This window comes from Streptomyces hebeiensis, from assembly GCF_052983195.1.
In genome coordinates, this window is record NZ_CM129812.1 from 5052844 (window position 1) to 5074386 (window position 21543).

General features: G+C 70.6%; 15 protein-coding genes and 2 pseudogenes. 5 read left to right on the top strand and 12 right to left on the bottom strand.

What is annotated here, in order from left to right; translation table 11 throughout:
- Positions 1 to 50 precede the first annotated feature (50 nt).
- Both greA and ACU6P3_RS21800 read right to left on the bottom strand, forming a co-directional pair.
- Positions 51 to 548, bottom strand: coding sequence for a transcription elongation factor GreA (greA, locus tag ACU6P3_RS21795; RefSeq protein ID WP_030750073.1), 498 nt, complete (start codon positions 546 to 548; stop codon positions 51 to 53).
- 186 nt (positions 549 to 734) lie between these two features.
- A complete protein-coding gene (locus tag ACU6P3_RS21800) occupies positions 735 to 1136 on the bottom strand; it encodes a DUF4307 domain-containing protein (RefSeq protein WP_447193739.1) in 402 nt (133 codons plus the stop codon).
- A gap of 155 nt (positions 1137 to 1291) precedes the next feature.
- On the opposite strand from ACU6P3_RS21800, the gene mca reads away from it, so the two are divergent.
- Together mca and ACU6P3_RS21810 are read left to right on the top strand one after the other, a co-directional pair.
- The gene (gene mca / locus ACU6P3_RS21805; RefSeq protein ID WP_037803615.1) at positions 1292 to 2173 is read left to right on the top strand and encodes a mycothiol conjugate amidase Mca; all 882 of its coding nucleotides are present in this window, start codon (positions 1292 to 1294) and stop codon (positions 2171 to 2173) included.
- 1 nt (position 2174) lies between these two features.
- Positions 2175 to 2438 carry a hypothetical protein gene (locus tag ACU6P3_RS21810; RefSeq protein WP_447193740.1) on the top strand — a complete coding sequence of 88 codons (264 nt, stop codon included), beginning with the start codon at positions 2175 to 2177 and terminating at the stop codon, positions 2436 to 2438.
- Positions 2439 to 2678: 240 nt separating this feature from the next.
- Here ACU6P3_RS21810 and ACU6P3_RS21815 read toward each other — a convergent pair whose 3' ends face one another.
- The 6 genes from ACU6P3_RS21815 to ACU6P3_RS21840 form a co-directional block, all read right to left on the bottom strand.
- Positions 2679 to 6068 (bottom strand): tetratricopeptide repeat protein, encoded by a 3390-nt coding sequence (locus ACU6P3_RS21815; RefSeq protein ID WP_447193741.1) that lies wholly within the window; start codon positions 6066 to 6068, stop codon positions 2679 to 2681.
- 305 nt (positions 6069 to 6373) lie between these two features.
- A complete protein-coding gene (locus tag ACU6P3_RS21820; RefSeq protein WP_447193742.1) occupies positions 6374 to 7828 on the bottom strand; it encodes an AAA family ATPase in 1455 nt (484 codons plus the stop codon).
- Between the two features lie 168 nt (positions 7829 to 7996).
- The gene (locus ACU6P3_RS21825; RefSeq protein WP_447193743.1) at positions 7997 to 8656 is read right to left on the bottom strand and encodes a hydrolase; all 660 of its coding nucleotides are present in this window, start codon (positions 8654 to 8656) and stop codon (positions 7997 to 7999) included.
- A gap of 492 nt (positions 8657 to 9148) precedes the next feature.
- The gene (locus tag ACU6P3_RS21830) at positions 9149 to 9310 is read right to left on the bottom strand and encodes a hypothetical protein (RefSeq protein ID WP_447193744.1); all 162 of its coding nucleotides are present in this window, start codon (positions 9308 to 9310) and stop codon (positions 9149 to 9151) included.
- 70 nt (positions 9311 to 9380) lie between these two features.
- Entirely contained in the window at positions 9381 to 9848 is a 468-nt protein-coding gene (locus ACU6P3_RS21835; RefSeq protein WP_447193745.1) for a MarR family winged helix-turn-helix transcriptional regulator, read from the bottom strand.
- A gap of 192 nt (positions 9849 to 10040) precedes the next feature.
- Positions 10041 to 11780 (bottom strand): pyruvate dehydrogenase, encoded by a 1740-nt coding sequence (locus ACU6P3_RS21840; protein WP_447193746.1) that lies wholly within the window; start codon positions 11778 to 11780, stop codon positions 10041 to 10043.
- Between the two features lie 318 nt (positions 11781 to 12098).
- Between ACU6P3_RS21840 and ACU6P3_RS21845 the strand changes: the two are divergent.
- Positions 12099 to 12254: pseudogene (locus tag ACU6P3_RS21845) on the top strand (DUF255 domain-containing protein); the annotation flags it as partial.
- A 32-nt stretch (positions 12255 to 12286) separates the two neighbouring features.
- Here ACU6P3_RS21845 and ACU6P3_RS21850 read toward each other — a convergent pair.
- Positions 12287 to 12694, bottom strand: a complete 408-nt coding sequence (locus ACU6P3_RS21850) for a type II toxin-antitoxin system VapC family toxin (RefSeq protein ID WP_447193747.1) — start codon at positions 12692 to 12694, stop codon at positions 12287 to 12289.
- Positions 12691 to 12963 (bottom strand): hypothetical protein, encoded by a 273-nt coding sequence (locus ACU6P3_RS21855; RefSeq protein WP_447193748.1) that lies wholly within the window; start codon positions 12961 to 12963, stop codon positions 12691 to 12693. Before ACU6P3_RS21855 ends, ACU6P3_RS21850 begins: the two co-directional genes overlap by 4 nt.
- Before the next feature lie 452 nt (positions 12964 to 13415).
- Between ACU6P3_RS21855 and ACU6P3_RS21860 the strand changes: the two are divergent.
- Positions 13416 to 15486: pseudogene (locus tag ACU6P3_RS21860) on the top strand (thioredoxin domain-containing protein).
- 136 nt (positions 15487 to 15622) lie between these two features.
- Here the strand turns inward: ACU6P3_RS21860 and ACU6P3_RS21865 are convergent.
- Positions 15623 to 16663: an NAD(P)-dependent alcohol dehydrogenase gene (locus ACU6P3_RS21865; protein ID WP_447193749.1), complete on the bottom strand. Its 1041-nt coding sequence runs from the start codon at positions 16661 to 16663 to the stop codon at positions 15623 to 15625.
- Between the two features lie 181 nt (positions 16664 to 16844).
- Between ACU6P3_RS21865 and ACU6P3_RS21870 the strand changes: the two genes are divergently transcribed.
- A complete protein-coding gene (locus tag ACU6P3_RS21870; RefSeq protein ID WP_447193750.1) occupies positions 16845 to 17858 on the top strand; it encodes a helix-turn-helix transcriptional regulator in 1014 nt (337 codons plus the stop codon).
- A 70-nt stretch (positions 17859 to 17928) separates the two neighbouring features.
- Here the strand turns inward: ACU6P3_RS21870 and ACU6P3_RS21875 are convergent, their stop codons facing one another.
- Positions 17929 to 21480, bottom strand: coding sequence for a DNRLRE domain-containing protein (locus ACU6P3_RS21875; protein WP_447193751.1), 3552 nt, complete (start codon positions 21478 to 21480; stop codon positions 17929 to 17931).
- Between the last annotated feature and the right edge of the window lie 63 nt (positions 21481 to 21543).

The window sequence follows — 21543 nt, forward strand, 5'->3', positions numbered from 1 at the left end:
GTGCGGCGGCGGACCGGCCTGTTCGATCGGGCGTTCGATGCTGGAGTGGTTCAGCCTTGGTACGGCTTGGCGTCGAGGATCTTCACGGTGGCCGTCCTGCCGTTCGGCAGTTCGTACTCCGCGTCCTCGCCGATCTTCTTGCCGTTCACCCCGTCGCCCAGCGGGGACTGAGGTGAGTACGTCTCGATGTCCGAGCTGGCGTACTCGCGCGAGGCGAGCAGGAATTCCAGGGTGTCGTCCTCGTCGCCGTCGAACGCGATCGTGACGACCATCCCGGGAGCCACCACGCCGTTCGCGCTGGGGGCCTCGCCGACCTTCGCGTTCTCCAGGAGCTGGGTGAGCTGGCGCACTCGGAGCTCTTGCTTGCCCTGCTCTTCCTTGGCCGCGTGGTATCCGCCGTTCTCGCGCAGGTCGCCCTCTTCGCGAGCGGCCGCGATCTTCAGAGAGATCTCCTGTCGCGCGGGACCAGACAGATACTCCAGCTCGGCCTTGAGCTGGTTGTACGCCTCCTGGGTGAGCCAGGTGACGTTGTCGCTGGTCTGGGTCACAGGTGCTCCTCGTAGGTACCGGGAATACAAAGCAACGCCCTACCCAGAAGGATGTTCCTTCTCGGGTGGGCGAAACCACGAGCCTAACAATTGTGCGGCGGAAGAGGGAGAACAAAACCGATCGACGGCGCGTCGCCGCAGGTCAGAAGCGTACGGGCCGAGGATTCCGCAGGTGTCGGCCGGGCGTCAGCCGGACGTGCAGCCCATCAGCTCGGTGCTGGTGGCGCTCTCCGTCGTCCGTACGGTCACGATCTGGTCGATTCGCGTCTCTCCCGGACCGAATCGGAAGTCCTTGCGGCCCACCTCCGCGCCGTTCTCGGCGAGGGAGCGCAGCGTGCAGCTGCCGCTCGCGTCCTGGTCCTTGCGGACCTCCAGATGGGCCTCGACCTCGGTCGCGGAAATCCGCTTGAACTTGATGAGCTCGCCGGAGACGCTCTGGGCGACCACGTAGTGATAGCCGAACCAGGCGATCAGGGCGATCAGCGCGGCACCGAGCACCGCTCCCAGGGCCTTCAGCTTCCGGTCCGCGTCCCGGTCCGCCGTGCGGCCGTAGCGGCCCGGGGGGAGCTGCTCGCGCATCACGGCCATGATCGTTCCCTTCGTCGGGCGGCCCTGTCGCCGGGCGGGACCCCTTCGAGCCGGGCCGGAACCGTGCGGCCTGTTTCGGGCGCCCGGAATTTCCGTCCCTCGGTATCCGTCACTATAGAAGCCGTTCGATGCGACACATCACTGAGGATCGAGTCTTGACTGAGCAGCTTCGACTCATGGCCGTGCACGCCCACCCCGACGACGAGTCGAGCAAGGGCGCGGCCACGATGGCCAAGTACGTGTCCGAGGGGGTGGACGTGCTGGTCGTGACCTGCACGGGGGGCGAGCGCGGCTCCATCCTCAACCCCAAGCTCCAGGGTGACCCCTATATCGAGGAGCACATCCACGAGGTCCGCAAGAAGGAGATGGACGAGGCCCGGGAGATCCTCGGCGTCAAGCAGGAGTGGCTGGGCTACGTCGACTCCGGGCTGCCCGAGGGCGATCCGCTGCCGCCGCTGCCGCAGGGCTGCTTCGCCCTGGAGGACATCGACGAGGCGGCGGGCCGGCTGGTCCGCTCCATTCGCTCGTTCCGGCCGCAGGTCATCACGACGTACGACGAGAACGGCGGCTACCCGCACCCCGACCACATCATGACCCACAAGATCTCGATGGTGGCGTTCGAGGGGGCGGGCGACAAGGAGAAGTACCCGGAGGACGAGTTCGGTCCGGTCTGGCAGCCGCAGAAGCTCTACTACAACCAGGGCTTCAACCGGCCCCGCACGGTCGCGCTCCACGAGGCCCTGCTCGCGCGCGGGCTGGAGTCCCCGTACGGGGAGTGGCTGGAGCGCTGGAAGGAGTTCGAGCGGGCGGAGCGGACGCTGACCACGCACGTGCCGTGCGCCGACTTCTACGAGATCCGTGACAAGGCGCTGATCGCGCACGCGACGCAGATCGACCCGGACGGCGGCTGGTTCCGGGTGCCGATGGAGATCCAGCAGGAGGTCTGGCCCACGGAGGAGTACGAGCTGGCGAAGTCGCTCGTCGATACCTCCCTCCCCGAGGACGACCTCTTCGCGGGCATCCGGGACAATGCCTGATATGTATGCGACTCAGGCCATGGCCCACGCACTGCCGCTCGCCCAGGAGCTGGACCCCGACAAGGTGACCCCGGGAGCTCTCGGGTTCGTCGTGTTCGCGGTGATGGCGGGAGGTGTGTGGCTGCTGATGAAGTCGATGAACCGCCACATGGGCAAGGTCGACTTCGAGGAGGCCCCGGCCCCGGCCGCCGCCCGGTCCTCGGCCTCGGCGGCCCCCTCGGCCAAGGCCGCCGGTCCCGCCCCGGGGCAGAGCGACACGGAGTGACGCCGCCCCCTCCTCCGCCGGAACCGGGACCGGAACCGGGACCGGAATCGGCAGATGAGGGCGGCAGGTGAGGCCGGCCGGCACGCCCGCGCCGTCACGCCACGGCGCGGGTGCGACCGGGTCGGTACGCGCTCACGCCCGTACCGGCGTCAGCCTCCGCGTGCCCGCGTACGCACGCGCCGCGCTCAGGCTCGCGCCGCGCTCGTACCATGCTCAGCCCGCGCCGCGCCCGCCTCGCGCTCACGCCCGCGCAGCCTCCACCGGCACGCCCAGCACGTCCCGGGCCTGTCGGTCGGGGACCATGCCCAGCTGCCACGCCTGCCAGCCGTCCTCCAGGCTGACCCCGCGCGCCAGCATCACCGACAGTGCCGCCGCGCTCTCGGACAGCTTGGGGTCGCGGGCCGCGTGCGCGGGGTCGCCGGTCTCCCGCCGGTCCACGGCCGGCGTGGCGAGCAGTTCAAGGAGTTCCTGCTCCGCCACCACCGTGCCCACCTCCGTACCGCCCGCCGACGCGTACGGCAGCAGCGTGCAGCGCAGGAAACGGGACCAGTCGGCGCCCCGGTCGTCCCCGTACGAGGTGAAGAGCGCCGTCGCCTCGTCGCAGAGCTGGAGCGCCTGGGCCGGGCGGTTGTTGCCCGCGTCGATGACGGCGAGCTCCAGGCAGGTCCACGCCTCGCCGTGCGCGACGCCGATGCGGCGGAAGTCCGCGCGCGCGTCCATCAGCAACTGGCGGGCGAAGCCCGAGTTGCGCAGGTTGCCGGTCCGTTCCGCGCGCTGGTCGCGGGTGACGCGGCCCGAGTGGTGCCGGGCGCAGGCCAGGCCGTACACGTCCCGCATCCGGGAGAACATGGTGCGCGCCCGCTCCAGCTCCCGTACCGCCTGGTCCAGGTCGCCGGTCTCCTCCAGCGACTGGCCCAGGTAGTACAGCGTCCACGCCTCGCCGCGCGCGTCCTCGTTGTCGCGGTGCCGCGCCAGCGCCTCACGCAGCTGCTCCGCCGCCTCGGCCGGCTCGCCGTCCATCAGCCGGGCCCGGGCCAGCTGGGTCGTCGCCCATGCCTCGCCCCGGCCGTCGCGCGTCCTGCCGTACAGCTCCAGCGCCGCGCTCAGCTCGCCCTCCGCCCGCGCCGCGTCCCCCGCCCGCAGGTACAGCTGGCCCAACTGGAAGTGCGTCCACGCCTCGCCGTGCACGGATTCGCTCTCCCGGTGCAGCTCCAGCGCCGACGACAGCAGCGACCGCGCCTCGGCGAGGGAGCCCCTGTCCCGTTCCACCGCCGCCAGCGCGTGCATCGTCCAGCCCCGGTCGCCCGCCAGCTCCTCCGGCGCCTGGAGCGCCAGCGCCTCGCGCAGCTTCGCCGACGCCTCGGTCAGGTTGCCCTGGTGGTGCAGGGTGATGCCCAGCGAACACAGCGCGCGGGCGGCGCCGGCGTTCTGCTGCGCCTCCCGGTAGAGGTCGACCACCGAGGTCAGCGTCGTACGGGCCTTGTCCAGCTCGCCGAGCTGGCGCGCCGCGATGCCCGTACGCCACTGCACCGAGCGCACCAGCAGGCCCTGGTCGACCGCCTGCGTCAACTCGCTGATCTCGCCCAGCCGGTACAGGTCGCCGCGCAGCAGGCAGTAGTCGCACAGCGCGCCCAGCAGGTTCAGGACGGTCTGCTGGTCGACGCCCTCCGCGTGCCGCAGCGCGGCCGTGATGAAGCTCGACTCCTCGTCCAGCCAGCGCAGTGCCGAGTCGAGCGAGGTGAAGCCGTGCGCGCCCGCCGCGCTCTTGAACAGGTCGGCGCGGGTGGAGGTCTTGCCGTCGACGAGCCGGATCACGGAGTCGGCCAGTTCGCCGTAGTTGCGGATCAGCCGTTCCTGCGCGGCCGTCCGCTCCGCCGCCTCCTCCTCGTCCCGCAACCGGGCCTGCGCGAAGGTCCGCACGACGTCGTGCAGCCGGTAGCGGCTGGCCCGTACGTGGTCGATCAGGCCCGCCCGCGAAAGCTCCGCGAGCAGCCGCCCGGCCGTCCGCTCGTCGGTCTCCAGCAGCGCCGCCGCCGCGGCCGCGCCGAGCGAGGCGCGGCCGGCGAGCGCCAGGCGGCGCAGCAGGCGGCGGGCCTGATCGCCCTGGTCGGTGTAGCGCAGCCACAGAGCGCGCTCGACGGGCTGGACCGGGCCGTACGCCGAGAGGTCCGTGGCGAGCTGGTGCGTGCTGCGCGCCCCGGGGGACGTGCCGAGCGACGATCCCGCGATGCGGAGCGCGAGCGGCAGGCCGCCGCACAGGTCCCGTACGAGGTCGGTGGACTGGGCGTCGTAGGGAACCTGGTCGGGCGACGGCCCGGGCTCCGGGGCCGTGGTGCCCGCCGGCCCCATCGGCGCGTCCGGCTCCGTCGCCGCGTCCGGCCTCGCCTCCGCGGGAGCCCCCTGAGCCGCGCCTGTCACCGCCCTGTCCGTCACCGCCCGCAGCAGTTCCTCCGCGCCCGCGCCGTCCAGTGCCTCCACGGGCAGCCGGTGCACCCACGCCGGCAGGTCCTCGGGCAGGTCGAGCGGCTCCCGCGCGGTCACCAGCACCAGGCTGTCCGACCGCTCCGGGAGCAGCGTCCGTACCTGCTCGGGGTCGGCGGCGTCGTCCAGGACGACCGTCACCGGAAGCCCCGTCAGGTGCTGGTGGTACAGCTCGCTCAGCCGCCGCACCTGCTGCTCGGGCGACGCGCCCTCGCGGAACAGCAGCTGCTCGCGCGGCGCGCCGAGGCGGTTCAGCAGGTGCAGCAGCGCCTCCCGTGTCGACAGCGGCACCTCGGCGGCGCCGCCCCCGCGCAGATCGACGACGCACGCGCCCCGGAACTGGTCCTTGAGCTGGTGCGCCGCCCGTACGGCCAGGGTCGTACGGCCCGAACCCGGGTCCCCGTGCAGCACCACGACCGTCGGCTTCGTCTCCGTCGACGCGCGGGCCGCGTGCACCCACTGGGCGATCCGGGCCAGTTCGGCGCGGCGGCCCGCGAACGGCCCGTGAGGTTCGGGGAGATGGCCGAACGACTGCTCCAGCACGGTACGCCGCCGGGCCGCCGCGCTGCGGTCGGCGCCCCGGAGCGGACGCACGGCCGACGGCTTCTTGGCCGGGCGCCGGGTCGCGGACGTCAGGAGCCGCTGCTGGTCGAGGAACGGTCGGATGCCCCGTACCTCCAGGGCCGTCAGCCACTGGAGCTTGAGCTGTTCCGTCCCGCCGGGCTGGCCTGCGGCGGCCGCCCGCTGGTGGGCGGCCGGCCAGTGGGACGCGGTCACCTTGGCGACGGTGGCCGCCGCTCCGGCGGCGGCGACCACCGCGCCCGCGCCGAACGCCACGCCGGTCGCCGTCCCGAGCGCCACATCGGCGCCGACGGCCGCCGCGGCGGCAACGGCCGTGACAACGGCCGGAGTTCCGAGCGACTGCCTGGTGAAGCGCTCGGACAGCGGACGGTCCTCGGCCTCGGCCGCGTCCACGGCCCGTACGTAGACGGCGTACTCCTCGCTCGCCCCGGCCGCCATCGAGTCCAGCGCGGCCCGCGCCCGCGTCAACAGCACGCTCCCGTCGGTCCGTCCGCCGGAGCGCCGTACCTCCTCGTCCACGGCGCGCGCCAACAGCCGCTCGGCCTCGGCCCGGTGGCTCTCCCGCATACGTCGCCCCTCCACGGTCGGTTCCGGGTGAGAGGACATTGTCCCGGTCCGGGCGCCTCCGCGCGAGGGGAGCGCGAGGGAAGCGGAAGGCGCGCTTCGCGCGCGGACGTGCGCCGTGCGCCGTGCGCCGTGCGGCGTCCGGCGGTTGCCTCCGGGATCCGGCCGGGCCGGGGCGTACGGCGTCCGCTGTGCCCCCGGGGGGCGGGACCACGCACTGGCCGGACCGCTCTCAGATGCTCGCCGTCGAACCAGACCGGGGACCGCCCGTGCTGAAGCGATCAGGGGTTCCGGATCCCGTACGGGGATCACGCGGGCCAGGCGGAGACCACATCGCGCGGCCCCCAGACGAGGTCGACCGCGTCGTCGCCGGTGAGGTCCTTCGTGCCGCTGAGCGTGGCGACGGCCAAGCCGCAGGTGGTCGCGTCGAAGCCCGGCACCTGCGGGGCGCCCTGCCGCAAAGAGGCCAGGTCATGACCGTCGAAGGGGGTGTTCAGCCATTTGACGGAGCCGACGAAGAAGAGGATGCGCGCCACCGGCGCGCGGTCGGCGCCGACGAGATCGACCTCCGGGCTGAACGCACGGTTCCACCAGCCTCCCACCGTCTCGGTCCCGGGCCACGGGAAATCATCGTCCATCGCGGCGAGTTCGAGCGATTCGCGGACCAGCGGTTCGACGGCCCGGCCGCGCCATGCCGGCCAGCGTCGTGCCACCAGACCGAACGCCGCGTCCGGCCGGCCACGCAGGGTCAGCTGCTGAGCCGAGCGCAGCGCGGCCAGGTACAGCCGCATATTGCTGTCGGCCACCCGGTGGAGGGCGGGTTTCCCCGCCCTCGTGGACAGCGGGCTGTCCACGGCGACCATCCGCTTCTCCTCGGAGAGCCGCCGGAGGAGCGGGGAGAGCACACCGGACGGCAGAGCCCCGTCCCGGCTGCCGGCGGTGGCGGCGATGTTGGCGTGGGTGCGGTCCCCGCTTCCGATCGCCTCCAGCACACGGCGGGACTGGTCGGGTGCCGGGAATTCGGCCATGAGGGCGGTTTCCGGCACACCGAAGAGAGGAGAGGCCGGGTCGGCGCACTCCGCGCGGATGAAGTCGAGAGGCGGGGTGGCGTGCGGCCAGGCTCGCAAAATGCCCGGCAGCCCCCCCGACACCAGGTGGGCGTCGATGGCGTCCGGGGCGTCCAGCCCCAGCGCGGCGCCGGTTTCCGCGGGGTTGAGCGGTCCGAGGACCAAACTGTCGGCGCGGCCGTAGAAGGGACGGTCGTACGCGGTGAGCCGTTCCATCATGTGCAGATCGCTGCCGAGCAGCAGGAGCAGCACGGGACGCCGGGACAGCAGCCGGTCCCACGCCGTCTGGAGTGCGCCGTCGAACACCGGGTCCTGCTCCGCGAGCCACGGCAGTTCGTCCAGTACGACGATGCTGGGGGTTTCCGGAAGCACCGTCGCGAGCAGCCGCAGGGCGTCGTGCCAACTGGTGGGGGCGCTCAGCGGGAGCAGCGACTCGTCGCGGGGGAGTCCCGACTCCCTCAGTTCGGTGTGGAACATGGCGAGCGCTTCGAGCGACGACGCGCCTTTCGTCGCGGTGAAGAAGAGGTAGGGAATCCGGACACGGTCGCAGAACTCCTGGACCAGACGTGACTTGCCCACCTGCCGTCGTCCTCTGATGGCGACGGCCCCGCCGGAGCCGGTGGCGTTGATCCGGTCCAGACGCTTGCGCAGCAGACCGAGCTCGACGCTGCGGCCCACGAAGGCTTCGACTGCCACGGCCGACTCCAGTTATGTAGTTCCCATCTACGTAGATACATTCTACACAGGGGGCGTGATCCTCGCTCCAGATCTCATGGGCGAGACGGGCCGAAGGCCGGTGTCCGCGAGGGGACCGGTCGACGGCGGGCGGTCCCCGATACGGATCGGGGACCGCGCGTCGTCAGGTCAGACGTTGTTTCCATCGCGTCCCGTGGCGAGCAACTGCGTCTCCCAGCTGAAGGCGACGCCGCTTGCGCCCCCGTGCTCCAGCAGTACGTCGGTGAGGCCCGGGAGGGTCTTCTCGCGGGCGTAGTCGCGCTGCCACTCACTGAGCACGGCCAGCCAGGTGATCGGTGTCACGCCCGCCTGGAGCATGCGCCGCACAGCCATGTCGTGGGTTTCCTTCGAGGCACCGCCCGAAGCGTCGGTGACGACGAAGACGTCGAAGCCCTCACCCGCCGCGTGTATCGCCGGCATCGCGACACAGACCTCCGTCCAAAGACCGGCGATGATCAGCTTCTTGCGGCCGGTCGCCTTGACGGCGTCGACGACGACCTGGTCCTCCCAGGTGTTGATGATCGTGCGGTTGATGGGCTTCTGCTCCGGAAACACGTCCTGCAGTTGCTTGATGAGGTAGCCGCCGCGCTCCTCCAGGACGGTCGTCAGGATGGTCGGTACATCGAACGCCTTGGCGGCCTTGGCGAGGCCGACGGAGTTGTTCACGATCATCGTGGGCTCGTGGCTGTGCAGGTTGGCGAACTGGAACGGCTGGTGGTCGATCAGGACGACGACGCTCTCCTCGGGCGTCAGCAGTGCCTGCAGTCCGGACTTCGCTTCCTTGCTCATGGGATCTCTTTCCTGGTGTCTGTGTCTGTGTCCGCGTGCTCGGGCGGGTCATCGTCGATACGGCCGTACACCGCTCCTCGGGCCGAGCCGGCAAGCCATCACGCTGAATGCTCCGCGAACCGGTTCGGTTCGGTCCCGTGCGGAGTGACGGCCCCGGCGTCAGTGGCAACCGGATCGGCCAAGTAGATGACGTGTCACCTATATTAGCGTTGGAAGTTGATACGTCAAGTAGTTGCGGGAGGGCGGGAGTTGGTGACGCCGGCCTGGGGGCGAAACCGGAGGTCGGCCGCGTACGCCGTTGTGTGGCCGGTGGCGGTCGCCGTCTCGGCGAGGGGAGCGCGCGGGGCGCCGTGTTCGGCCGTCGCGAGGCTGTACGACGCTCATCGGAACGTCTTCACAGCCAACGAGCTCGAGGTGATCGCCGAACTCGTGGCGGAGACGGGTGCGTTGTGCAAGAGCAACATCAGGCCGCGCTCGCCCCCCGTCACCTGCTCAGCCGAGCCGCGCCTCCAGCCGCCGCAGGGTGTCGGGCGTGACCGGGTCGGTGATGTCCGCGAACTCGTCGAGGCCTTCGTCGGCCAGGGACTGGGCGCGCAGTTGGTCCGCCGGGCACTCGTCGTTCCGGACCGGGGAGGTCCGGTCGACGAGCGGCACGAGTCATGTAAATGCCACCGCGGCGACGCTCACGCCGGCCACATGAGGCGCCCCGGGCCGCCCGTTCCGGTCAGGATGATTTCTCGTCCAGCTTCTCCACCACGCGCTCGGAGATCCGGGTCAGCAACCGCAGCTCCGACGGCGTGACGTTGTCGAGGAAGAGCTCACGCACCGCCTCCACATGGCGCGGGGCGGCGGCTTCGATCATCGCTCGCCCCTCATCCGTGATCACCACGAACGCGCCACGGCCGTCCTCGGCGCACTCGTCCCGCACCACCAGCCCACGCTTCACCATCCGGGAGATGTGATGGGACATCCGGCTCTTCTCCCACTCCAGCGCCCTGGCGATGTCCAGAATCCGCCGCCGCCCGTCCGGTACGTCCGTCAGCTCGACCAGTACGGCGTAGTCCGCGCGCGACACGTTGGACTCCGTCTGCAACAAGCGGGACAACCGGCCCATGAGCCTCTCGTGCATGCTGACGAAGCTTCGCCACGCAAGCTGCTCCTCCGCGGTCAGCCAACGCACTCCCTGTTCCATGAAGTGAGTTTAAACATGGTTGACAGTTCACTAAATAGGCGCGGGATGATGCCGATTTCGGTCATGGATTTCCTTGAGGGTGCGGATGGTTGTGCCGTCCTGAACGAGACTTCAGGACGTGTGAGGGAGGTGGGGTTTGCTTGGCATGTCAACTAATAAGGGCGTCCGGACCTCGGGAGGACGGCGGCCGTCTCACGGGCGGGGGATGTTCCGCAGGTTGGCGCGGGCCAGGTCGAGCATCTTGCCGACGCCCCCGTCGAGCACTGTCCGGCCCGCGGCGAAGGCGAATCCCCTGACCTGGGAGGCCGAGACGCGCGGTGGGATCGACAGCGCGTTGGGGTCGGTCACCAGGTCGACCAGGAACGGTCCGTCGTGGGCGAATGCCCGCTTGAGTCCCTCGGCGACATCTCCGGGGCGCTCGATGCGGATCGCCTCGACACCCGCGCCGCGGGCGATCGCCGCGTAGTCCACCGGCTCGTGATCGGTCTCGTGCTCGGGCAACCCCTCGACCAGCATCTCCAACTTCACCATGCCCAGTGAGGAGTTGTTGAAGACGATCGTCTTCACCGGAAGATCGTGCAGCTTCACTGTGAGCAGCTCGCCCATCAGCATGCCCAGTCCACCGTCGCCCGACATGGAGATCACCTGGCGGCCGGGGTAGGCGAACTGCGCGCCGATGGCGTGCGGCAGTGCGTTGGCCATCGTGCCGTGCACGAACGAACCGATCACCCGGCGCCGCCCGTTGGGGGTCAGATAACGCGCCGCCCACACGTTGGACATGCCGGTGTCCACGGTGAACACCGCGTCGTCGGCGGCGAGTTCATCCAGTACCGAGGCCGCGTACTCAGGGTGGATCGGGGTGTGCCGGTCGACGTCGTGGGTGTAGGCGGAGACCACCGTCTCCAGTGACTTGGCATGCTTGTGCAGCATCCGGTCCAGATAGGTACGGTCCCGCTTCGCCTCGACCAACGGCAGCACCGCCCGCAGTGTCTCCCGGACGTCACCGTGGACCCCGAGTTCCAGCACACTGCGACGGCCGAGGCGGCCCGCGTCGTGGTCGATCTGCACGGTCCGCGCCTGCGGCAGGAAGTCGTCGTACGGGAAGTCGGTGCCGAGCAGAACGACCAGGTCGGACTCGTGCATCGCGTCGAAGCAGGCGCCGTAGCCCAGCAGACCGCTCATACCGACGTCGTACGGGTTGTCGAACTGGATCCACTCCTTGCCCCGCAGGGTGTGCCCGACGGGGGCGGCGGCCTTCTCGGCGAGCGCCATGACTTCGGCGTGCGCGTCCCGTACCCCCGCACCACAGAACAGCATCACCTTCCGTGCCGCGTTCAGTTTCCCGGCCAGCGCCCGAACCTGTCTGTCCGGCGCGACGACCCGGCCGTGCTCGGTGACCAGGTCGCTGGTTCCCGTCGGGTGAGTCGCCCCGTCGTGCGCGACATCGCCGGGTATGACCAGGACCGACACCGCGCTGTTGCCGAGAGCGCGCTGCATGGCGATCCGCAGGACCCGGGGCATCTGCTCGGGGGTGCTGACCATCTCGCAGTAGTCGCTGCACTCGGTGAACAGCCGTTCCGGGTGGGTCTCCTGGAAGAAACCGGTGCCGATCTGATGGGACGGGATGTGCGAGGCGAGTGCCAGCACGGGCGCACCGGAGCGGTGCGCGTCGTACAGTCCCTGGATCAGATGCGTGTTTCCGGGGCCACAGCTTCCGGCGCACACCGCGAGCCTGCCGGTCAGCTGTGCCTCCGCTGCCGCGGCGAAGGCGGCGGCCTCCTCGTTCCGTACATGCACCCACTCGATGCCGTCGGTACGGCGCACCGCGTCGACCACCGAGTTCAGGCTGTCTCCCACCACGCCGTAGATCCGCTCCACGCCCGCCTGGCGCAGGATGTCCACCAGTTGCTGGGCCACGGTCAGATTCCGCATCGTCGTACTTCTCCCCTCGGGCTGCACACCTGTCTCGGGTGACTCTCGACAGCCTCAATATAGTTGATACGTCCACCATGAGTGTGTGGGTGTCACGATTGGCCGCGGGGTCGGGACGTGCGGCGGCGGGGGTCAACGGGATGACGCCGGACGCCGCCGCATACGTACTGCTTCAGGAGGTTCCGGCGCGGTCGTCATGGGTCCTGCGGCGGGCCGGGAGCCGTCTTCGGCGGGGTGAACCGCTGCTGCTCCGTCGAGGACCACCGCCGGGCCACGCGAAGCCGGGCCCGTGGGACCGGATCATGCGACGATGCACGTATGAACCGACTTGCCGATGAGCAGTCGCCGTACCTGCTGCAGCACGCCTCCAATCCGGTGGACTGGTGGCCGTGGGGGGAAGCGGCGTTCGCGGAGGCGGCCCAGCGTGACGTGCCCGTACTGTTGTCCGTCGGGTACTCCTCGTGCCACTGGTGCCAGTGAACTCGCGAACCCAGTAGTCGGCCGTGTTAGACGTCCCTGATGACCACGCGCTTCCCGCAGAGCTTCGACCAGTCGTCCCGGTCGGAGGTCAGAACGATCACGGGACCCGGGACGCGGAGCGCGAGTGCGGCGACGAGGGCGTCGATCGCGTACTTGTGCCCGTGCAGCCCGCCCGCGTCCTGAAGCAGTTCCACCGCGGTCAGGGAGTCCTCCTGGCTGACTGGTTCCACGCGCAGCCGGGAGAGCACCCGCTTCAGGCGCGCCAGGTCGGTTTTCCCGTGTACGGCTTCGACGATGGTCAGCGCAGACACGAGAACAGGTACCCCGGCCTGTCGGGATGCCTCGATGCGAGCCGCCATGGCGCGGTCATTGCGCAGGAGCAGAGAGAGCGCCTCGGAGTCGAGCACCAGCGAGCGGGCCGGCTGCTCCTTCATGCGGCGCCCCGTTCGACGCCGTCGGCATTTGCTTCTCCGAACAGCTCGCGACGAGCGGCCTCGACCTCCTGCTCCGTGAGTGCGCCGTGCTCTGCTTCATGGGCCGCGACGATCTCGGCGAGCCCGTCCATGGCGAGCTGATGTCTGACAGCCTCGGTGATGTAGCTGGACAGACCTCGGCGGCCAGTTCGAGAGCGGAGCTCGCTGACCAGCTCGGTGGGCATGGACACGGAAATGTTCTCGGTGGTCCCGGCTCGTGTCGTCTTCATGCTCAGAGTGTAGGACAATCTCTATTACATGGAGAGGGTTTTGCTGCTTCCCGTTGAACTGGTCGAGGGCCAGGGCCGCGCGCCGCCTGGAAGGGGCTACCCGGGCTTGAGTAGACACCCACCGAGGGGCGAGAAGTGATGGCCCCGATGGTCGCGGTCCATCCCCGGGCCCTATAAAGCGTTGAAAATTTAAATGACGCGACTGTGAAAGTGTCAGGTGCGGTCTGTGAGCTTGGTTCCCAGTGCTTCTCTATGTGGTCGTGATGGGGCTCTTCAGTGAGTCAGGAGCGTCCAGTGGACGTGAGAGGTCCGGGAGCGCTGGGCCCTCCGGTGGGTCTGGCTGGGGCAGCGGCGGGCCTGGATCGAGGAGCTCCCTGTCTCTCTGCCGACGCTTCCGGTGTTGCGATCAGCCGCTCTGGGCCCGATGGCCCAGAGCGTGCGACGATGCCGGTATGAATCGACTGGCAAACTCCCAGTCGCCCTATCTCCTCCAGCACGCCTCCAATCCTGTGGACTGGTGGCCATGGGGAGAGGAGGCGATGCAAGAGGCCAAGCGGCGCGACGTTCCCATCCTTCTCTCGGTGGGCTATTCGTCGTGCCACTTAGCCTGATGATCATTGGTGCCACGTCATGGCGCACGAGTCCTTCGAGGACGACGAGACCGCCGCGTTCATGAACGAGCACTTCGTCAACATCAAGGTCGACCGCGAGGAGCGGCCCGATGTCGACGCCGTCTACATGGAGGCCGTGCAGGCCGCCACCGGGCAGGGCGGCTGGCCCATGACCGTGTTCCTGACGCCGGACGCGAAGCCCTTCTACTTCGGCACCTATTTCCCTCCCGAACCCCGGCACGGCATGGCCTCCTTCCCGCAGGTACTGGAGGGCGTGAGCACCGCCTGGGCCGGGCGGCGCACGGAGGTGACCGAGGTCGCGGGGCGGATCGTACGGGACCTGGCCGGGCGGTCGCTCGCCCTGGCGGGGGACGGGGTGCCCGGCGAGGAGGAACTGGCGGAGGCGCTGCTCGGGCTGACGCGGGAGTACGACGACCGGCGCGGCGGGTTCGGGGGAGCGCCCAAGTTCCCGCCGTCGATGGTCCTGGAGTTCCTGCTGCGCCACCATGCCCGCACGGGCTCCGAGGGCGCGCTCCAGATGGCCGCCGACACCTGCGAGGCGATGGCCAGGGGCGGGATCTACGACCAGCTCGGCGGCGGATTCGCACGGTACTCGGTCGACCGCGAGTGGGTCGTGCCCCACTTCGAGAAGATGCTGTACGACAACGCGCTGCTGTGCCGTGTGTACGCGCACCTGTGGCGGGCGACCGGTTCCGGCCTGGCCCGCCGGGTCGCGCTGGAGACCGCCGACTTCATGGTCCGCGAACTGCGCACCGCCGAGGGCGGCTTCGCCTCCGCCCTGGACGCGGACAGCGACGACGGCACCGGCCGCCATGTCGAGGGCGCCTACTACGTCTGGACCCCGGAGCGGCTGCGCGAGGTGCTGGGCGAGGCGGACGGCGAGTTCGCCGAGCACTACTTCGGTGTGACGCGGGAGGGGACGTTCGAAGAGGGCGCCTCCGTGCTCCAACTGCCGCAGGGCAACGGGGTCGTGGACGCCGAGCGGGTCGCCTCCGTACGCCGGCGCCTGCTCGCCGCGCGCGAGGAACGGCCCCGGCCCGGCCGGGACGACAAGGTCGTGGCCGCCTGGAACGGACTGGCGATCGCCGCGCTGGCCGAGACGGGCGCGTACTTCGACCGGCCCGACCTGGTCGAGCGCGCCACCGAGGCCGCCGACCAGCTCGTGCGGCTGCACATGGACGAGGCGGCACGCCTGGCCCGTACCTCGAAGGACGGACGCGCGGGCGCGCACGCCGGAGTGCTGGAGGACTACGGCGATGTCGCCGAGGGGTTCCTCGCGCTCGCGGCCGTCACCGGCGAGGGCGCCTGGCTGGAGTTCGCCGGCTTCCTGCTGGACATCGTGCTGGACCGGTTCGTCGGGGAGGGCGGTGAGCTGTTCGACACCGCTCATGACGCCGAACGGCTGATCCGCCGCCCGCAGGACCCGACGGACAACGCCACGCCGTCGGGCTGGACGGCGGCGGCCGGGGCGCTGCTCTCGTACGCCGCGCACACCGGGTCCGAGGCCCACCGGGTCGCCGCGGAGGGGGCGCTGGGCGTGGTCAAGGCGCTGGGGCCGCGGGCGCCACGCTTCGTGGGGTGGGGGCTCGCGGTGGCCGAGGCGCTGCTGGACGGGCCGCGCGAGATCGCGGTCGTCGGTCCGGCCTGCGCGGGCGGGGGCGGCGCGGCGACCCCGCACCGTACCGCCCTGCACCGCGCGGCCCTCCTCGCCACCGCACCCGGAGCCGTGGTCGCCACCGGGGAGGCGGGTGGCGAGGAGTTCCCGCTGCTGGCCGACCGTCCGCTGGTGGACGGCCGGGCCGCCGCCTATGTGTGCCGGCGGTTCGTGTGCGCGGCGCCGACCACCGACCCGGCCGTGCTGAAGGCCGAGGTGGGCGTGCGCGCCGAGTGAGGCGTGCACGCGACGTGGGGTGCGCACGCCTGCCGCCGGCAGTGTGCGCACCCCACGTCGCGTGGTCCCTCTTCGGTTCTCGTGCCGCGCGGGGCACACCAGGATCCGTCACGCATGTCACCCCGCGCCGGTGGCCTCAGATCGTGGCGGTGTCGATCACGAACCGGTAGCGGACGTCACTCGACAGCACCCGCTCGTACGCCTCGTTGATCTGGTCGGCGCGGATCAGCTCGATCTCGGCCCCGAACCCGTGCTCCGCGCAGAAGTCCAGCATCTCCTGGGTCTCCGCGATACCGCCGATCATCGATCCGGCGAGGGTCTTGCGGCCCCCGAGCAGGGCGAAGAGGTTCAGCGACACCGGCTCCTCGGGCGCGCCGACGTTCACCAGCGCGCCGTCCGTCTTCAGCAGCGACAGGTACGCGGCGAAGTCCAGCGGGGCGGAGACGGTGGACAGGATGATGTCGAACGTGCCGGCCAGTTCCTCGAAGGTCTTCGGGTCGCTGGTGGCGTAGTAGTGGTCGGCGCCGAGCTTGAGCCCGTCCTCGCGCTTGCGCAGCGACTGGCTGAGGACGGTCACCTCCGCGCCCATCGCGTGCGCGATCTTCACGCCCATGTGGCCCAGGCCGCCCATGCCGACGACGGCGACCTTCTTGCCCGGCCCGGCGTTCCAGTGCCGCAGCGGGGAGTACGTGGTGATACCCGCGCACAGCAGCGGCGCGGCCACGTCCAGCGACAGGCTGTCGGGGATGCGGACGGCGTAGTTCTCGTCGACGACGACGTGCGTGGAGTAGCCGCCGTAGGTGGGCTCGCCGTTCTTGTCGAGGGCGTTGTACGTCGCGGTGTTGCCCTTGGCGCAGTACTGCTCAAGGCCCTGCCGGCAGTACTCGCACTCGCGGCAGGAGTCGACGAAACAGCCCACGCCCACCCGGTCACCGACCGTGTACTTGGTGACACCCGCGCCGACCTCGGTGACGACGCCGGCGATCTCGTGGCCCGGCACCATGGGGAAGATCGCCTCTCCCCAGCCCTCACGGGCCTGGTGGATGTCCGAGTGGCAGATCCCGGCGAACTTGATGTCGATCAGGATGTCGGACTCGCCGACCGGGCGGCGTTCGATCGTGGTGCGCTCCAGCGGAGCCTTGGCGGCGGGAGCGGCGTATGCGGCAACGGTACTCATCGGGAAAAGTGCTCCTCAGACGTGGTTTCCGTGTGCGGCCGACTGCTTTTCCGCCCGCACACTGTCCCCCAGCGTGCCTCCGTCGTACGCGGCCAGCCAGGGCCCCGTTCTGCGTACGCCTGCGGGTCCTACCACTGACCGGGTCAGGCTCGGGTGCCCACCGCGCGGAATACTGGACACCATGAGCGACCAGTCTGATGCCGGGAACGCGGTGAATCATCCTGCGAGTGCCGCGGCGGCGGAGGGGACCACGGAGCAGGGGACCACGGGGCAGGGGGCCGCGGCGCAGGCGGCCACGGGGCAGGGTGCCTCGGAGCAGGGGCTCGACAGTCGGGTCGAACTCAGCGAGTACCTGCGCAGCCGGCGGGCCCGGCTCAAGCCGGAGGACGTCGGCCTGTCCGGGGCCGGGCGGCGCCGACGGGTGCCGGGGCTGCGCCGCGAGGAGCTGGCCCAGCTCGCCGGGGTGTCGGTCGCGTACTACACGCGCCTGGAACAGGGCAACGGACGCGGTGTGTCGGCGGAGGTGCTGGACGCGGTCGCGCGCGCCCTGCGGCTGACGGACACCGAACACGCCCACCTGGTGCACCTCGCCAGGCCGAAACGCCACGCGAGAAAGCCGGCGGCCAGGCAGCAGAAGGTGCGGGTGGCCCTGCGGCAGCTCCTCGACACCCTGGACGGCGTCCCCGCCTACATCGTGGGGCGGCGTTCGGACATCCTCGTCTGGAACCGGATGGCCGCGGCCGTCTTCGGCGACTGGGGCCGGCTGCCGCCCCAGGAGCGCAACTGGGCCCGGCTGGTCTTCCTGGAGTCCGACTCCAGGAAGCTGTTCGTGGAGTGGGAGACCAAGGCCGCCGACATCGTCAGTTACTTGCGGATGGACGCCGGGCGCCACCCCGAGGATCCGCAACTGTCCGCGTTGGTCGGCGAGCTCTCCGTGAAGAGCGAGGAGTTCCGTCAGCTGTGGGCCACGCACGACGTCAAGGAGAAGGGGCACGGCGTCAAGCGGCTGCGGAACCCGCTGGTGGGGGAGCTGAGCCTCTCCTTCGAGACGTTCACGCTCCCCGACGACCCGGAGCAGTCCCTGATCGTGTACCACGCGGAGCCCGGCTCGGCGTCGCAGGAGAGCCTGCGCCTGCTGGCGAGCTGGGGCGCGGACGCGACCCACGCGGGGGCCGGCCGCCGCGCCGGGAACTGACCCGGACGGGGGCCGGCCGGCGCGGGACGGGGGCGGACCCGGGCGGCGGCCGGCCCGACCTTCCGCCCGGTCAGCCGACCGCCTGGCGGGTCTTCCACCAGGTGGCCGCCCCGACGACCTCCGTGCCGTTGCCGGAGAGCGCGGTCCGGCTTCCGGCGTGGAAGCGTACGGAGCCGCCCGCCTGGACGGCCCACAGGTCGGGGACGGAGTCGCCGTTGGCGTCGGGAGTGCCCAGGATGAACGGGACGGCGCCGCTGGACCAGCCGGACGCCCCGTACTGGGTGTCGCCCCCGTCCGCCGAGCCCCCGGCGGTGGCGAGGGACGCGAAGTCGACTCCGCCGGACGCCGCCTTGATCCCGCCGCGCAACAGCAGGCGTCCCGTCTCGTCGGTCCGGTAGAGCAGGTCGGTGACACCGTCGCCGGTGATGTCCTGGACGGTCACGACGTCGCGGTTCGCCCATGAGGCGGCCGACAGCCGCGTGGCCCGGTCGACCGTCGCGCCGTTGTAGCCGGTGAGAACCCACAGCGCGTCGCCGACGGTGACGAAGAAGTCGGCCTGCCCGTCCCCCGTGGCGTCGCCGGCGGAGACGATCTGGGTGAACGTACCGGGGTCGGGTGCCCCGTCCGGGAGCAGGATCTCGCGGCGCCGGTCGATGTTCACGGCGCCGTAGCCGTCGCCCGGGTAGACCCACAGCTTCCCGCCGACGCGGGCGACCAGGTCCTGGAGGCCGTCGCCGCCGTAGATGTCCCCGTTGTGGGTGATCAGGGCGCCGTCGAAGTGCCCCGGGGGCGAGGCGGCGAAGCTCGGGAGATCATCCCCGTTGGGATCCTTGTCCGGGTTGTCGCGGTAGGCGCCGGACATGGAGTAGTCCAGGTCACCGCTGCCCTTGGCGAGGTCGTTGGTCGCCTGCGAGGGATAGACGGCGAGCCCGCCGCCCTCGGTGACGGTCAGGAGGTCGGGCAGCCTGTCGCCGGTGAAGTCGCCGGGACTGTCCGCCTGGTCGCGTGGTGTGACGTAGAAGAAGTACTTGGTCGGGTCGGAGACGTTGCCGGCGCCGTCGACGGTCCGTACGTACAGCACGTTGGGGCCCGCCGTCGGGGGTTTGGCGTTCGGGATCGTCGCGCCGGCCGTGGTGGGCGTGCCGGCGGTACGGGACAGGGAGAACGGGTAGTTCGCGGAGTTGAAGCCGTACTCGTACCGCACCACGTCGGCGTTCAGCGCGCGCACGGTGAAGGAGCCGGGCGTGCCGAACTTCTTGACGCTCCAGACCGCGTCCTCGGGCTGGGTGCTGAAGCCGTTCTCGCTGCCGTCGGCGTTGGGGAAGTCGGTGGAGGAGACCTTGGGCGGCTTGGGCGCGGCGGTGTCCAGGACGAACCGGCAGGGTGTGTTCTTGGGGGAGTAGGGGGAGGTGGCACCGGCGTCGTCGACGGCTCGCACGCGCCAGGAGTAGACCGTGTTGTTGGTCAGTTTGCCGGTGGAGAAGCCGGGAGTGGTGCGGCGGGCGCTGTCGGTGTCACCGCCCACGGAGACCTTCCCGGTGGCCTTGAGCAGGTCGCCGGTCGTCTCCCACTTTCCGGTCGGCCAGAGGTCGAAGTCCAGGTGGTCGAGGTTCTTGTCCTTGTCGGTGGCCGAGGCGGTGAAGGTGACCTCGCCGGCCCCCATCCGGACGTACGGCTGTGTGGTGGTGCACTTGGCGTCGGGCCCGAGGTCGAGGGAGGTCGGGGCGCCGGGGCGGCGGTTGTAGACGAGGGTGAGAACGGGCGCGTTCTCACCGTTGGCGGCGAACTTCTTCCAGGCGTACTGGGAGCTTTCGGTCGCCGCGCGCATGCCGAAGGTGATGGAGTCCCAGCCCTTGTCCGCGGCCTTCTGCGCGGACTTGCGGACGTCGAAGGTCTCGTACGCGTCCCGGCAGCCGGACTTGTAGCCGTGCGCGAAGCTCTTCGTCGCGATCTTGTTGCCGTTGTTGAGCTTGGGGGCGTTGTTCCAGTTGGTCTTGGAGTTGATGTCTCCGGTGAGGTGCACACTCATGGCGCGTTCGCTGCACGACCAGGAGTACGTCTCCAGGACGCGCAGCGTGGCCTTGGTGATGACCGTGCCCTTGAGGGACTTGTCGAAGTCGATGTTGAAGAAGGAACGTGAGGTGCCCCAGGTGTCGGATTCGAAGCCGACCCGAGCCTCGTGGGTGCCACCCTTGTTGAAGCCCTTGCCGTTGTAGAAGGTTGCCTTCGGGTAGCGGTTGTAGACGGTCGTCCAGTTCTGGGTGTGTTTCTTGACCGAAGGGTCGATGAACACCGGGAAGACCGTGGAGGGATCGGACAGGAGATCGGGGTCCGGAGTGATGACCCAGTTCGTCCCGGAGAGGTCGGCCTCCACCAGCGCGCCGTGGGAGTCGGGCGACGGGCCGTCGAGCCCCGGCAGCGAAAGAGTGGCGGCGTCCCCGGGCTGTGAGGGCGCGGGGGTCGGCTCCGCGGGGGCCGGGGGTGGGGGCGATTCCGGTTCGGCCGGGACGGCCTCGTCGCTCGCGGACGGCAGGGCCTCGTCGTACGGATCGTCCTGCTCGTCCGCCTCGGGCGCGTCCTCCACGTCGGCGGGCGCGGAGGGCGTCTCGCCTGGGGGCGCGGGGTCGGAGGGGACGGCCTCGGGGGCGGTCGGCTGCGCGGTCGCTCCCACTCCGCCGTCGGTGACGGCCGGGGCGCCGGCGTTGTCCCACATCACCGGGGACGGCGACATCGCGACCTCGTCGCCGTAGGGATCCTCCGCGCTGACGATGTCGGACACCGGGTCGAGCCGGAAGGTGAGGGTGGGCGAGGTCAGTCCGTACGAGAGCCGGGCGACACGGGGGTCGGCGGCCGCGGCACGGTTCTTCACCACGAGGAGCTGGGCGAATCCTTCGTCGTCCGCGGTGAGCACCAGATCGGCGCCGGGGAGAATCTCGGGGTACAGCGCCCGGTTGGCGTCGATGATCGGCGCCGGGACGGGGCCGGGCCAGGTGAGCTGGATCGCGTGACCGTCGGAGTACAGGGTCACCAGCGGGTTCGAGACGTCGTCGGCCGTTTTCGTTGCCGCGGTTGCCGTTGCCGTCCCTGTTTTCGTGGTCGCTTTCGTCGCCTCGGCTTCCAGCCGCGATGCCGCGCCCCCGAGTAACGAGACCCGGCGCGGCGCCGTGCGCGATGCGCGCTCCTCCTCGTTTTCGGCCTCGCCGCCCTGTCGGTCGTCCGCCGAACCGGGGGAGAACACGACACGGGTGTTGGTCGCTTTCGGCTCCCAGCCCCGGCTCGTACGGTGCAGCGACCTGTCTATGGGCTTCCAGGCGCCGCCGACCTTCGCGCGGACCGGCGTGGAGTGGATCTCCCGGGACATCAGGCCGTCGGGACGGGCCCAGGTGGTGGAGTCGGACGTACGCAGCGCGGCCACCTCCACCGGCTCGCCGGTCTTCGCGGCCCGGCTGATCGCCTCGCTCTCGCTCACCGCCGAGGTACTGGACCGAGGGGCCGGCGCTGCGCCCGGTTCCGGCTCGGCGAGCCGGAACCCCACGAAGGTCAGTCCCGTCGCGGCGACGGCGGTGGCACACGCCACGGCGACGGCACGCCGGCCCGGCAGGCGGTATCGGCCTTGCGACATGAGTGAGACCTCTCCCCCTCGGCCCCGGCGCACGGCGGACCGCCGACCGGAGATACGAAGCCG